This window comes from Variovorax paradoxus (assembly GCF_030815975.1).
Classification (GTDB): Bacteria; Pseudomonadota; Gammaproteobacteria; order Burkholderiales; family Burkholderiaceae_C; genus Variovorax; species Variovorax paradoxus_N.
Genome location: NZ_JAUSXL010000002.1, coordinates 3,398,117 through 3,412,010, shown reverse-complemented (window position 1 = coordinate 3,412,010; position 13,894 = coordinate 3,398,117). Strand labels below are relative to the sequence as shown.

11 protein-coding genes are annotated in these 13,894 nt (G+C 69.5%); 9 read left to right on the top strand and 2 right to left on the bottom strand.

From position 1 onward, the window contains the following. Positions 1-14 precede the first annotated feature (14 nt). Complete coding sequence (locus QFZ47_RS19740) at positions 15-1,007, top strand: Bug family tripartite tricarboxylate transporter substrate binding protein (protein WP_307657236.1); 993 nt, start codon at positions 15-17, stop codon at positions 1,005-1,007. Here the strand turns inward: QFZ47_RS19740 and QFZ47_RS19735 are convergent. Both QFZ47_RS19735 and xsc read right to left on the bottom strand, forming a co-directional pair. Next, the gene (locus tag QFZ47_RS19735; protein ID WP_307657235.1) at positions 991-2,196 is read right to left on the bottom strand and encodes an acetate/propionate family kinase; all 1,206 of its coding nucleotides are present in this window, start codon (positions 2,194-2,196) and stop codon (positions 991-993) included. The two genes, QFZ47_RS19740 and QFZ47_RS19735, sit on opposite strands and share 17 nt — an antisense overlap. Continuing rightward, positions 2,193-4,016, bottom strand: coding sequence for a sulfoacetaldehyde acetyltransferase (gene xsc, locus QFZ47_RS19730; protein ID WP_307657234.1), 1,824 nt, complete (start codon positions 4,014-4,016; stop codon positions 2,193-2,195). The genes QFZ47_RS19735 and xsc overlap by 4 nt, the downstream gene beginning before the upstream one ends. A gap of 159 nt (positions 4,017-4,175) precedes the next feature. On the opposite strand from xsc, the gene QFZ47_RS19725 reads away from it, so the two are divergent. From QFZ47_RS19725 to QFZ47_RS19690, 8 genes are all read left to right on the top strand, one after another. Beyond that, positions 4,176-5,009: an IclR family transcriptional regulator gene (locus QFZ47_RS19725; RefSeq protein WP_307657233.1), complete on the top strand. Its 834-nt coding sequence runs from the start codon at positions 4,176-4,178 to the stop codon at positions 5,007-5,009. Positions 5,010-5,070: 61 nt separating this feature from the next. Continuing rightward, positions 5,071-6,018, top strand: a complete 948-nt coding sequence (locus QFZ47_RS19720; protein ID WP_307658976.1) for an AAA family ATPase — start codon at positions 5,071-5,073, stop codon at positions 6,016-6,018. Next, entirely contained in the window at positions 6,015-7,766 is a 1,752-nt protein-coding gene (locus QFZ47_RS19715; protein ID WP_307657232.1) for a cobaltochelatase CobT-related protein, read from the top strand. The genes QFZ47_RS19720 and QFZ47_RS19715 overlap by 4 nt, the downstream gene beginning before the upstream one ends. A gap of 250 nt (positions 7,767-8,016) precedes the next feature. Continuing rightward, a complete protein-coding gene (locus tag QFZ47_RS19710; protein ID WP_307657231.1) occupies positions 8,017-8,829 on the top strand; it encodes an IclR family transcriptional regulator in 813 nt (270 codons plus the stop codon). Continuing rightward, complete coding sequence (locus tag QFZ47_RS19705; protein WP_307657230.1) at positions 8,826-9,818, top strand: tripartite tricarboxylate transporter substrate binding protein; 993 nt, start codon at positions 8,826-8,828, stop codon at positions 9,816-9,818. Before QFZ47_RS19710 ends, QFZ47_RS19705 begins: the two co-directional genes overlap by 4 nt. Before the next feature lie 18 nt (positions 9,819-9,836). Further along, positions 9,837-11,273, top strand: a complete 1,437-nt coding sequence (gene sauS / locus QFZ47_RS19700; RefSeq protein WP_307657229.1) for an acylating sulfoacetaldehyde dehydrogenase — start codon at positions 9,837-9,839, stop codon at positions 11,271-11,273. 2 nt (positions 11,274-11,275) lie between these two features. After that, positions 11,276-12,796: an AMP-binding protein gene (locus QFZ47_RS19695; protein ID WP_307657228.1), complete on the top strand. Its 1,521-nt coding sequence runs from the start codon at positions 11,276-11,278 to the stop codon at positions 12,794-12,796. 13 nt (positions 12,797-12,809) lie between these two features. After that, complete coding sequence (locus QFZ47_RS19690; RefSeq protein ID WP_307657227.1) at positions 12,810-13,880, top strand: DUF2272 domain-containing protein; 1,071 nt, start codon at positions 12,810-12,812, stop codon at positions 13,878-13,880. Positions 13,881-13,894 lie beyond the last annotated feature (14 nt).

The window sequence follows — 13,894 nt, the reverse complement described above, 5'->3', positions numbered from 1 at the left end:
CAGGAGACAACACGATGAAACGACGCGAATGGATGCAGGGGACCGCCGCCCTGGCTGCGGCGGGATCGCTGGGCGCGCTCATGCCGATGCTTGCCAGGGCGCAAGGCGGCGACTACCCCAAACCGGACGCCACGCTGCGCTATGTGGTGCCCTTTCCGCCTGGCGGCCTGACGGACGTGATGGCGCGGCAGATCGGCCAGCAGCTGGGCGAGCGCTGGAAGGTCAACGTGCTGGTGGACAACCGGCCCGGCGGCAACGGGCAGATCGGCGCCGACCTGGTAGCCAAGGCGCCGCCCGACGGCAACACGCTGCTCGCGGTCACGCTGACGCATGCGGCCAACGTCACGCTGTTCCCGAAGTCGCCGTTCAGCTTCCAGAAGGACCTGCGGCCGGTGGCGCTGCTGGCCGGCAGCCCGATGCTGATCGTGGTGCCCGCGGCCAGCCCGATCCAGGACATGAAGGGCCTGGTCGCGGCGGCGAAGGAGCGCAAGCTCAACGCGGGCTCCAGCGGCAACGGCACGCCGCCCCACCTGACGCTCGCGCTCTTCAACGACCTCAACAAGTCGACCATCCAGCACGTGCCCTACAAGGGCGGCGCGCCGTGCATCACCGATCTCATCGGCAGCCAGCTCGACGTGGTGTTCTCGAACCTCCCGGAGTCGATCGCGCACGTGAAGGGCGGCAAGCTGCGCGCGCTCGCCATCGCGAGCAAGACCCGCTATCCGCTGCTGCCCGAGGTGCCGACGACCGCCGAAGCCGGCATGCCCGAGCTGCAGGTCGAGAACTGGACCGGCATGATGGCGCCGGCCGGCATGCCCGACGCCGCGGTGCAGAAGCTGGGCGCGGAGGTGGTGAAGATCCTCGCGCAGCCCGGCCTGGACGAACGCATGCGCCAGCAGGGTTTCGTGATCGATGCGCGCGGGCCGGACCGCTTCGCTGCGTTCCTGGCCGACGAGATCGCGCGCTGGGCGCACGTCATCAAGGCGGCGGCTATCCAGCCTGGCTGAGCCGCAGCAGCCGCGCGGTGTGCCGCGCGATCACGGCCTCTTCGTCGGTGCGCAGCACCCAGGCGCTGACGGGGCTTTCAGACGTGGTGAGCCGCGCATGTCCTGCGCGGTTCGCCTCCGCGTCGACGCGAAGGCCGAGCCAGCCGCACTGCGCAAGGATGCGCTCGCGCAGCCCGGCGGCGTTCTCGCCGATGCCGCCGGTGAACACGATGGCATCCACACCGCGCAGCGCCGCGGCCAGGCTGCCCATGTGCTGCACCACCTGCTCGACGAAATGCGTGATGGCTTCGGCGGCGGCGGGCGCGGCCGAAGCCTCCAGCTCGCGCATGTCGCTGGAAATTCCCGACAGCCCCAGCAGGCCCGACTCGCGGAACAGCAGCTTCTCTACATCGTCCGCCGACATGCCGTGCGAGCGCATCAGGTACAGCACCACGGCCGCATCGAGGTGCCCGCAGCGCGTGCCCATGGTGAGGCCGTCGAGCGGCGAGAAGCTCATCGTCGTTGCGACCGACCGGCCTTGCGCCATGCCGCACATCGACGCGCCGTTGCCCAGGTGCGCGACGATCACGCGCTGCTGCGCGAGCTGCGGCGCCAGTTGCGCGAATTGCGTCACGATCGATTCGTAGGAAAGCCCGTGGAACCCGTAGCGCCGCACGCCCGCATCGTGCAGCGCGCGCGGCAGCGCGAAGCGGCGGTTCACATCGGGCTGGCTCGCGTGAAAGGCGGTATCGAAGCACGCCACCTGCGGCACGCCATCGAAAGCCTTCATGGCCGCACGCACGCCCGCAAGGTTGTGCGGCTGGTGCAGCGGCGCAAGCGGCTCGAGCGCAGCCAGTTCGGCAAGCACCGCATCGTCGATGCGCACCGGCTCTATGAAGTTGGCGCCGCCATGCACGATGCGATGGCCGACCGCTGCGATGCGGCCACCGCCGCCCTGCTGCGCATGCCATTCGAGCAGCGCGGCCAGCGCGCCCTGGTGCGAGCGGCTGTCGCCTTCCAGCGCCGCATCGTGCAGCGTGCGGCCCTCGGCATCGCGCACACGCAGCCGCGCCTTCAGCCCCGCGCCCAGGCCATCGGCCTGGCCCGACCAGCGCGCCGCGGGCAGCGCGCCGCCCTTGCCGGCCGCATCGAACAAGGCGACCTTGATCGACGACGACCCGGCGTTCAGCGTGAACAGCGATTCGCTCAAACGTAGTCCTTGTACTTGTCGAGGAAGCGCACCGGCTTGGCCAGCGCATCGCGGCGGAACGGATCGCCGAGCTCGCGGGTGCACATGATCTCGATCACGCAGGTCTTGCCCTGGTTCATCTGCATGTCGATGGCCTTCTTGAGCGCAGGGCCCACGTCTTCGAGCCGGTCGACCACGATGCCCTCGGCGCCCATGGCCTTGGCAATGCCCGCGAAGCTCTCGCTCTCGAGCTCGCCCGCGACGAAGCGGCGGTTGTAGAAGTCGACCTGGTTCTTCTTCTCGGCGCCCCACTGGCGGTTGTGGAAGACCACGGCCGTGACCGGGATGTCGTGCCGCACGGCGGTCATGATCTCGACCATGCTCATGCCCCAGGCGCCGTCGCCGGCATAGGCCACGGCCGGTCGGTCGGGTGCCGCGCACTTGGCGCCGATCATGGTCGGCAGCGAGTAGCCGCAGTTGCCGAAGCTCATCGGCGCGAAGAAACTCCTCGGCTCCTCGAAGCGCAGGTAGCTGTTGGCAATAGCGTTGATGTTGCCGATGTCGGTGGAGACCATCACGCGCGGCGGCATGGCCTTCTCGAGCTCGCGCAGCACCTGGCGCGGGTGCAGGTAAGTGCCGCCGGTGGGCGTCTTCTCGCCCTTGGCCTCCTCGATGGCGTCGAGGCTGAATTGGTCGCGCTCGTGGGTCCACTCGTCGAGCTCTTTTTCCCACGCGGCCTTTTCGGCCTTGATCTTTTCAGCGCGCTGGGCCTTGGTGGCGTCGCAGGCGAGCGTCTTGCCAGCCAGCCGCTTGAGCAGTTCATTGGCCGTGGCCTTGGCGTCGCCGTGGATGCCGACGGTGATCTTCTTCACGAGGCCGAGGTTGGTGTGGTCGGCCTCCACCTGGATGATCTTCGCGTCCTTCGGCCAGTAGTCCATGCCGTGCTGCGGCAAGGTGCCGAAGGGGCCCATGCGCGAGCCGAGCGCGAGCACCACGTCGGCCTGCGCGATCAGCTTCATCGCGGCCTTGGAGCCCTGGTAGCCCAGCGGGCCCGCGGCGAGCGGATGGCTCGCGGGGAACGAATCGTTGCGCAGATACCCGTTGGCCACGGGTGCACCCAGGCGCTCGGCCAACGCCTTGCACTCTTCGACCGCATCGCCCATCACCACGCCGCCGCCCGAGAGGATCACCGGAAACTTCGCCGAGGCCAGCAGCTCGACGGCCGCGTTCAGGCTCATCTCGCCGCCCGCGCCGCGCTCCACGCGCATGGGCTTCGGGATCTCGGTGGTGATCTCGCCATAGAAATAGTCGCGCGGAATGTTGAGCTGCGTCGGGCCCATCTCGGAGATGGCGCGGTCGAAACAGCGCGCCGTGTACTCGGCCATGCGCTTGGGGTTGTTCACGTGGCCCTGGTACCTGGTGAACTCCTGGAACATCGGCAACTGGTTGGCTTCCTGGAAGCCGCCCAGGCCCATGCCCATGGTGCCGGTCTCGGGCGTGATCATCACGACCGGGCTGTGCGCCCAGTAGGCGGCCGCGATGGCCGTCACGCAGTTGCTGATGCCGGGGCCGTTCTGGCCGATGACGACGCCGTGGCGGCCCGACACGCGCGCATAGCCGTCGGCCATGTGGGCCCCGCCCTGCTCGTGCACCACCGGGATCAGGCGGATGCCGGCAGGCGCGAAGATGTCCATCGCGTCCATGAAGGCCGAGCCCATGATGCCGAAGATGTCGGTCACGCCGTTGGCGACCATGGTTTCGACGAAGGCCTCGGAGGGCGTCATCTTCTGCACGCCGGCGACGGCTTCGCGGGTGGGTGCGGCGGGTTGCTTCTGGCTCATGGAAGGCGTCTCCTGAAAGGAATGGGGCGATCGGCGGGTTTCAAAAGCCGGAACCAGTTGTTCCGAATTTCGTTCCGGCGGAATATAGGACGGCAAGGCCATTGCGTCAAACAATTTACAAAAATCGGTACGTCTTGTCTTGTTTTTTGTAAAAAGACTATGATCCGGCCCATGAAAATCGTCAAGGGGCTCGCGCCCGAAATCCCTGAACCGGCGCCGGGCGACACGCCCACCATGCGCCTGTTCGGGCTGCTCGAAGTCATGGCCGCCAAGGACCAGCGCTACTCGCTGCAGGGCCTGGTGGAAGAAACCGGCATGCCCAAGCCCACCCTGCATCGCATGCTCCAGCAGCTCGAAGGCGCGGGCCTCTTGCAGCGCGAGGGCGACGGCCGCCACTACGGCATCGGCACGCGGCTGCGGCGGCTGGCCGAGAACCTGCTGCTCAACGACAGCCTCCACGGTGCGCGCCATACGGTGCTGCGTCAACTGGTGGAAGAAATCGGCGAGAGCTGCAACCTCACCGCGCTCTCGGGCAGCGAGGTGGTGTACCTCGACCGCGTGGAAACCGCCGCGCCGCTGCGCTTCTACCTGCATTCGGGCTCGCGCGTGCCGGTGCACTGCTCGGCCAGCGGCAAGATCTTTCTCGCGCAGATGAGCGCGGCGCAGCGCCGGCGGCTGCTCTCCAACGCGCCGCTGGAGCCCTACACGCCACGCACGCTCACCGACCCCGACGCGCTCGAAAAGGAAGTGCAGCGCGTGCGCAAGGACGGCTACGCCATCGACAACGAAGAGTTCCTGCCCGGCCTGCTGTGCATTGCCGCGCTGGTGCCGTCGGGCGACGACGGCCCCTCGAACCTGTGCATCGCGGTGCAGGCGCCGGTCATGCGGCTCGACGTGGCCAAGGCGAAGACGCTGCTGCCCGCCCTGCAGCGCGCCGCAGAGGCGCTGAGCCGCATCGATGCCGACGCGGGCACCGACCGCGCGCAGGCCTGACCCCCACCATTCCCGAAAGCCCACCGTGACGATCGACATCGCAGACCTTCGGCCCGACCGCATGCTGAGCGTGCGCGAGGTGTTCGGCATCGACACCGAGCTGCAGGTGCCCGCCTTCAGCGAACGCGACGACCACGTGCCCGAAGTGGATGCGGTCTACCGCTTCAACCCCGACGTGACGCTCGCCATCCTCGCGGGCTTCATGCGCGACCGGCGCGTGATGGTGCAGGGGCTGCACGGCACCGGCAAGTCGAGCCACATCGAACAGGTGGCGGCGCGGCTGAACTGGCCCTGCGTGCGCCTGAACCTCGACGGCCACATCAGCCGGCTCGACCTCGTGGGCAAGGACGCGGTCGTGCTGCGCGAGGGCCAGCAGGTCACCGAGTTCCAGGAAGGCATCGTGCCGTGGTCGCTGCAGCGGCCGGTGGCGCTGGTGTTCGACGAGTACGACGCGGGCCGGCCCGACGTGATGTTCGTGATCCAGCGCATCCTGGAGCGGGACGGCAAGTTCACGCTGATGGACCAGAACAAGGTGCTGCGCCCGCATCCCTTCTTCCGCCTGTTCGCCACCGCCAACACAGTGGGGCTGGGCAACCTCAACGGCCTGTACCACGGCGCGCAGCGGCTCAACCATGCACAGATCGACCGCTGGAACATCGTCGCTTCGCTCAACTACCTGCCGGCCGGCGAAGAGATCGCGATCGTGCAGGCGCGCGTGCCGTCGCTGGCGGGCGACGCGGGCCGCACGCTGGTCGCATCGATGGTGGCCGTAGCCGATCTCACGCGCAAGGGCTTCGCGGCCGGCGACCTCTCGACGCTGATGTCGCCGCGCACCGTGATCACCTGGGCCGAGAACGTCGAGATCTTCAAGGACCCGGCACTCGCGTTTCGGCTGTCCTTCGTCAACAAGTGCGACGACGCGGAGCGGCCCCTGGTGGCCGAATACTTCCAGCGCTGCTTCGACCAGGAACTGAAGGAGTCGCACGAGCTGTCGGGACCGCGCGAATGACCGACGCGCCTGCCCCCGCCACTGCATCTGCCAGCGCCATGCAGCGCCGCGTGCGGCAGGAGGAACAGGTGGCCGAACTCTGCGCGGGCGTGGTGCGCGCCCTCAGCGGCGAGCGCGACCTGCACTTTCGCGGCCGGCGCCTGCATCGCGGCCGCGTGGCGCTGCCGTGGTTCGCACCGCACCTGCATCCCTCGCCCGAGATCGACGACTTCGCCTCGTTTCGCGGCGTGGCCGACGGATTGGCGCTGCGGCTCACGGCATCCGATGCCGCGCTGCACGAAAGCCTGCGGCCCGGGGATCCGGTCGAGCGCATGCTGTTCGAAATGTTCGAGCAGTTCCGCGCCGAAGCGATGGTGCCCGACATCATGGCGGGCATGCGCCGCAACCTTCGGCATCGCCATGAACAGTGGTCGCTGGCCTTCCACCATTCGGGGCTGACCGACACCGCGCGCGGCCTGCTGCTCTATGCCGTGGCGCAGATCTGCCGCGCCCGCGTGAGCGGCCAGCAGGTGGTGGAAGAAACCGAGGACATGCTCGAAGCCACGCGCTTCGCGCTCGCGCCGCTGATCGGCCACCAGCTGGCCGGCCTACGCCGCGACCGTGCCGACCAGGCGGCCTATGCGGTGCATGCGCTGTCGATCGCGCGCACCGTGGCCGCGATGCTGCACGAGGCCGGAGGCGAAAGCGAGGCCGCGCGCGACCCGCATGTGGACGACAAGCGCAGCGTCTTCAGCCTCGTCGCCGACATGGACCAGGAGATCATCGAGCGCTTCACCACCGCCGAATCGGGCCGCAGCGCCGTGCTTGACGACGCGGGCGGCGCCTACCGCGTCTTCACCGCCGCCTACGACCGCGAACACGACGCCGCCGCGCTCGCGCGCAGGGAGGTGCTCGCCGGCCACCGCGAGAAGCTCGACCGCCGCATCGCCGCGCAGGGCGTGAACATCGCCCGCCTGGCGCGCGAGCTGCGCGCGCTGCTGGCCGACCCCACGCGCGACGGCTGGGACGGCGGCCAAGAGGAAGGCCTGATCGACGGCCGCCGGCTCGCGCAACTCGTGGCCTCGCCGACCGAGCGCCGCCTGTTCCGGACCGAACGCATGGAGCCGGCGGCCGACTGCATCGTGACGTTCCTGATCGACTGCTCGGGTTCGATGAAAGAGCATGCCGAATCGGTCGCGATGATGGCCGACGTGTTCGCACGCGCGCTCGAGCAGGCCGGCGCGGCCAGCGAGGTGCTGGGCTTCACCACCGGCGCCTGGAATGGCGGCCGTGCGCAGCGCGAGTGGGTGCGCGCCGGCAAACCCGCTCACCCCGGCCGCCTCAACGAGCGCTGCCACATCGTCTTCAAGGCCGCCGCCACGCCCTGGCGCCGCGCGCGCCCGGCGATGGCCGCGCTGCTGAAGGCCGACCTGTTCCGCGAAGGCATCGACGGCGAGGCGGTCGACTGGGCCTGCGCGCGCCTGCGCCAGCGGCCGGAGGCGCGCAAGCTGCTGCTGGTGATTTCCGACGGTTCGCCGATGGACAGCGCCACGCACCTGGCCAACGACGCGCACTACCTCGACCATCACCTGCGCGACGTGGTGGCGCGGCAGGAGCAGCGCGGCGACATCGAGATCGCGGGTGTTGGGGTCGGCCTCGACCTGAGTCCGTACTACAGCCGCAGCCATGTGCTCGACCTTGCAACGTCTACCGGTAACACGATCTTCCGCGAAGTGATTGATTTGATGGCGGGGCGGCACAGGCGCTGATTGACTGTCTGTGGTCTATCGGGGCGCTGCTGTTCAGGGCGCGCTCCCGCCGACGGGGTACCTTGCTCCGCGAATGTCCCCCGCGCGGAGGGGAGTACCCGGTGGCCTGTGCACGCGCCCTGAAAAAAAGCAAGACCTGAAACGTTTAGACCTACATCCAAGTCCCCGATTGACAAACCGGACGATCAGTCCAAACATTGCGTCTCATATCCAGGAACAACGTTCCAATATTCGGAACATCTAAAGCCTCATGGATTCCACCCTCGCCAAAGGCCTTGCCGCCATCGAATGGATGACGCGGCAACAGCGCGACTGCCGCGTCACCGACCTGGCCCAGGCCTTCGGCATGGCGCGCAGCAATGCGCACCGCACGCTGCAGACCCTGGTCGATTGCGGCTGGGCCGTGCAGGACCCGGCCACCAGCGCCTACCGCCCGAGCCTGCGCCTGTTCGAGCTGGGCGCGCTGGTGTCCGAGGCCACCGACATGGGCTCGCTGCTGCGGCCGCACCTCGCCGCGCTGGCACAGCAGACCGGCGAGACCATCCATCTTGCGGTGCTCGACGGCGCCGAGATCGTCTACCTCGACAAGTTCGACAGTCCCCTGCCCGTGGCCGCCTATTCGCGCGTCGGCGGGCGGGCGGCGGCGTATTGCGTGGCTTCGGGCAAGGCCCTGCTCGCCGCGGCCGCGCCGGATCTTTCCGCGCTGCACGAGCGCCTCGGCACGCTCACGGCGCACACGAAGAACAGCATCACCAGCTTCGATGCACTTCTCTCGGAACTCGAACGCACGCGCGTTCGCGGCTATGCGGAAAACCGCGAGGAATGGCGCCTGGGCGTCTGCGGTCTCGGCGTGCCGGTGTTCAACGCGCGCGGCGAGGCGGTCGCGGCCGTCGGCATGAGCGTGCCCTCGATCCGCTTCGCGCGGACGCAGGCGCGCGGACTGGCCGACCGCCTGTTGGCCTGCGCGCGCGACGCGAGCGTCACGCTGGGCTACCGGGCAAGCCCGGTGCCGGCCTCGGCGCCGCTGCCGGCATCCACCACAAGGAGAAGGAGACTCGAATGAAGCTGTTGTTCCCCGCCCCCTGGCTGCGCGCCGCGCTGCTGGCGGTCGCCACCCTGGCCGCGCCTTTTGCTGCGCAGGCGCAAAACGGCACCGACTACCCGAACAAGCCGATCAGGCTCATCGTTCCGTACCCGCCCGGCGGCGGCACCGACGTGATCGCGCGGATCGTGCAGGAGCGCTTCTCGGCGCTGCTCGGCCAGCAGGTGCTCATCGACAACCGCGGCGGCGCGGCCGGCTCCATCGGCACCGAGATCGCGGCCAAGGCCGCACCCGACGGCTACACGGTGCTGTTCACGCTGTCTTCGCACACCATCAACCCGGCGATCTACGCCAAGCTCTCGTTCGACACCGCGAAAGACTTCGCGCCCGTGGGGCTGGTGGCCTCGCTGCCGCAGATCCTGGTGGCCAACACGCAGTTCGCGCCCAACACGGTGGCTGAACTGGTGGCGCTCGCCAAGGCCAAGCCGGGATCGTTGTCCTTCGCCTCGGTGGGCAACGGCTCTCCCGGGCACCTGGCGGGCGAGCTGCTGAAGCTGCGCACCGGCACCCAGATGACGCACATCCCCTACCGCGGCGGCGGCCCGGCCGTGACCGACGTGATGGGCGGGCAGGTGCCGCTGCTGTGGGTGTCGATTCCCGCGGCCGCGCAGTTCGTGAAGGCCGGCAAGCTCAAGGCGCTGGCGGTGTCGACCACCCGGCGCAGCGCCGCCTTTCCCGACGTGCCCACGATGCAGGAAGCGGGCATTGCCGATTTCGACGTCGACTCCTGGTACGCGGTGTTCGTGCCCGCGAAGACGCCGCAGCCCACCATCGACAAGCTCAACCGCGTGATCAACACGGTGGTCAAGGAACCGGAGATCCGCGACAAGCTGCTGGCGCAGGGCAGCGAAGGCGTCGGCGGCACGCCGGAGCAATTGGGCAAGGTGGTGGCCACGGAACTCGTGCGCTGGCAGAAGCTTGCGAAAGAGGCCAGCATCAAAGTGGACTGACTGCAAACAGGCATGCACATGGAAAACCATTCCCCCTCCTCCCCCATCGCCGAGCTGGTGGCGCGCGCGCGCGCCGCACAGCGCATCTACGAAACCTGGTCGCAGGCGCAGGTCGACACCGCCGTGGTCGCCGCGGGCTGGGCCATCATCGAGCCGGCGCGCAACCGCGAACTGGCCGAGCTGGCGGTGGCCGACACGGGCGTGGGCAACGTCGAAGACAAGGTGCGCAAGAACCACCGCAAGACCTTCGGCCTGCTGCGCGACCTGCGCGGCGCGCGCTCGGTGGGCGTGATCTCCGAAGACCCGGCGCGCGGCATCGTCGAGATCGCGCGGCCCGTGGGCGTGGTGTGCGCGGTCACGCCGTCCACCAACCCGGGCGCCACGCCGGCCAACAAGATCATCAACGCGCTCAAGGGGCGCAACGCGGTCATTGTCGCGCCCTCGCCCAAGGGCTGGTCGACGGCGGCGCGGCTGATCGAATTCATCCACGCGCAGTTCGACCGCATCGGCGCGCCGCGCGACCTGGTGCAGCTGCTGCCGTCACCGGTCAACAAGCAGTCGACGGCCGAGCTGATGCGCCTGTGCGACCTGGTGGTGGCGACCGGCTCGCAGGCCAACGTGCGCGCGGCCTACGCCAGCGGCACGCCGGCCTTCGGCGTGGGGGCGGGCAACGTGGCGGGCATCGTCGACGAAACGGCCGACGTGAACGCGGCGGCCGATCGCATCCTGCTGTCCAAGACCTTCGACAACGCGACCAGCTGCTCGTCGGAGAACAGCCTGGTGATCGTGGACGCGGTGCGCGCCCGGATGCTCTCGGCGCTGAAGGACCGCGGCGCATTCATGCTCGCGGCCGCGCAGAAGGCCACGCTGCAGTCGCTGATGTGGCCCGATGGCAAGCTCTCGGCCGCCGTCATCGGCCAGTCGGCGCGCGTGATCGCCGAGCGCGCGGCCGCCCTCGACGGCGCCAACCGCGAGGGCTGGCTGGCCATTGCGGCGAGGGATCCGCGCATCCTCATGGTGGCCGAGGACGGCGTGGGCCACGAGCATCCGTTCTCGGGCGAGAAACTGAGCCCGGTGCTGGCGATCTATTCCGCACGCAATTTCGACGAAGCCGCCGCCACGGTCGCACGCATCTACGCCTACGAAGGCGCAGGCCATTCGGTCGGCCTGCACAGCACGGTGCCCGAGCGTGCATTGACGCTCGGCCTCACGCTGCCGGTGTCGCGCGTGATCGTCGACCAGGCGCACTGCATCGCCACCGGCGGCAGCTTCGACAACGGCCTGCCGTTCTCGCTGTCGATGGGCTGCGGCACCTGGGGCAAGAACAACTTCTCCGACAACATGACCTTGCGGCACTACCTGAACATCACGCGCGTGTCGCGGCCGATTCCGGAACGGGTGCCGAGCGAGGACGACATCTTCGGCGCCTTCTTCGCCGAGTACGGTGCGGGCTGAACGTGGCGGCCTCCACCGTTCATGAACTGATCGAGCTGCAGGCGGCGGCGCAGCCGCAGGCGGTGTATGCGTTGTCCACCGAGAGCGGACGCAGAAGCATCGGCTTCGGCGAGCTCGCGCGCGGCTGCCGCACGGTGGCGGCGGTGCTGCGCGCGCATGGCGCGCGGCCGAGCGACACGGTGTCGGTGGTCATGCCCAACGGGCTGCAGACGCTGCGCGTGCTGCTCGGCGCCATGCACGGCGGCCTGTGCGTGAACCCGGTCAACCTGCTGTCGCAGCCCGAGCAGATGCGCTACGTGCTCGCACATTCGGATTGCCGCGTGGTGTGTGTCGCGCCCGAATGGGAAGCACGCGTGCGCGCGATGCTCGAAGGCATCGGCCGGCCGGTCGAGGTGCTGGTCGCCAGCCCCGACGCCGATGCACTGCCGGGCGAGGCGCAGGCACCGCCCGACGAGGAAACGCCGCAACCCGCGGCCGGCGACGTGGCCCTGCTGATGTACACCTCCGGCACCACCGGCATGCCCAAGGGCGTGATGCTCACGCAGGGCAACCTCACGGCCAACGCGCATGCGATCAGCGCCGAGCACGCGCTGCAGCCCACCGACCGCGTGCTGGCCGTGTTGCCGCTCTATCACATCAACGCCTTCGCCGTGACCATGCTCGCGCCGCTCGCCCATGGCGGCAGCCTCGCGATGCCACCGAAGTTCTCGGCCGGCCGCTTCTGGGAGCAGGCGTCGGGCACGGGGTGCAGCTGGATCAACGTGGTGCCCACCATGATCTCGTACCTGCTCGAAGGCGAAGAGCCGCGGCCCGCACAGACCGCGTCCATCCGCTTCTGCCGCTCGGCATCGGCCGCGCTGCCGCCGGAGCACCACCGCGCCTTCGAGCAGAAGTTCGGCATCGGCATCGTCGAAACCATGGGGCTCACCGAAACCGCGGCGCCGTCCTTCTCCAACCCGCTCGACCCCGCGCTGCGCAAGCTGGGCTCGGTGGGCCGCGCCTCGGGCTGCGAGGCGCGGGTCATCGACGCCGCGCTGGCCGAGGTGCCCGACGGCACGACCGGCGAGCTGGCGATCCGCGGCGCCAACGTGATGCGCGGCTACTACAAGAACGACGAAGCCACGCGCGCGAGCTTCACGCCCGATGGATGGCTGCGCACCGGCGATCTCGGCCACCGCGATGCGGATGGCTTCTTCTTCGTGACCGGCCGCATCAAGGAGCTGATCATCAAGGGCGGCGAGAACATCGCGCCGCGCGAGATCGACGAGGCGCTGCTGCGGCATCCCGCGGTGCTCGAGGCGGCGGCCGTCGGCGTGCCCGACCGCCACTACGGCCAGGAGATCGGCGTGTGCATCGTGCTGCGCGAAGGCTGCGCCTGCACTGAGGACGAACTGCGCGCCTTCTGCGCCGACACGCTCGGCCGCTACAAGGCGCCGGGCCACTACCGCTTTGTCACCGACCTGCCGCGAGGCCCGTCTGGCAAAGTGCAGCGCCTGAAGCTGCTGCCGCTGTTCGGGGCATGACGGCGGCGGCCGTGTGGGCACTGCCGCATCGCTCTGGCCTGGCTATGCTGCGCACGACATGCTGCCTTCTTCATCATTCTTTCCTGGGCCACCGGCGCGCACGCTGGCGGCGGCCGCGGTGCTTCTGCTCGCATCGGCAGCTGCCGCGGCCGAATCGGCATGCCTGGACACCGCCGTGCGGACGCCGCCACCCGCGCGTGCCCTTGCGATGGCCGACGCCGCGCAGCGCGAGCACGAAGCCTTCGGCGCACAGACGATGGACGCCGAAGGGCGGCTCGTCGAGCCCGGCCGTTCAGAGGCCGAGGATTCGCGTCCCACGCTCGCAGCCCCCGCGCCGTGGCAGCGCGTGCTCGGCTATTGGGAGGCGGTAGCGCAACCTCGCACTCCGCTGCCGTCGCTGGTGCGCTTCGGCGCGCTGCAGCCAGCCGACCGCACGCTGCTGCAGCAGGCGCTCAACCAGGCCAGCGCCTCGCACCTGCAGGGACTGGGCGTGGGGCCGGACCAGGGCCTCGACGCGGCCGAGCTGCGCGCGATGGCCACCGCGGTGAACCGCGTGGCGGCGATCGACACGCCATGGTCGGCGGCTTTCGTGAGCTGGCTCGCGCAGCAGGCGGGACTGGGCGCGGACGAATTCGTGTTCTCGGAAGCGCATGCGGACTACGCGGGCGCCGCCTGGCAGGCCGGCGCGGCCGAGGCGGCTGGCCTCGAGACGCGCTACGCGATGCGGGCCTGCGATCTCGCGCACACGCCGCCGCGCGTGGGCGACCTGGCCTGCCATGCGCGCAGCGCGGCATCGGAGCTCGACAGCTTCGAAGGGATCGGCGGCGTGCTGGCGGCGCGGGCCACGGGCGGCGAGCCGCTGCCGATGCACTGCGACGTGGTGGTGAAGGTCGACGACCGGGGCTTCGACACCATCGGCGGCAACGTGCTGCAGTCGGTCACGCGCAGGCGGCTGGACTTCGCGCCCGGCACGCGGACCCTCGATCCCAGCTACCTGCCCGCCGGCTGCGACATCGGTGCGGCGGGCTGCACCGACCGCCACATGAGCTGGCAGCCGTGGTCGCTGCTGCTGCAGTGGCGCTGAGGCGGCGCGCCGGC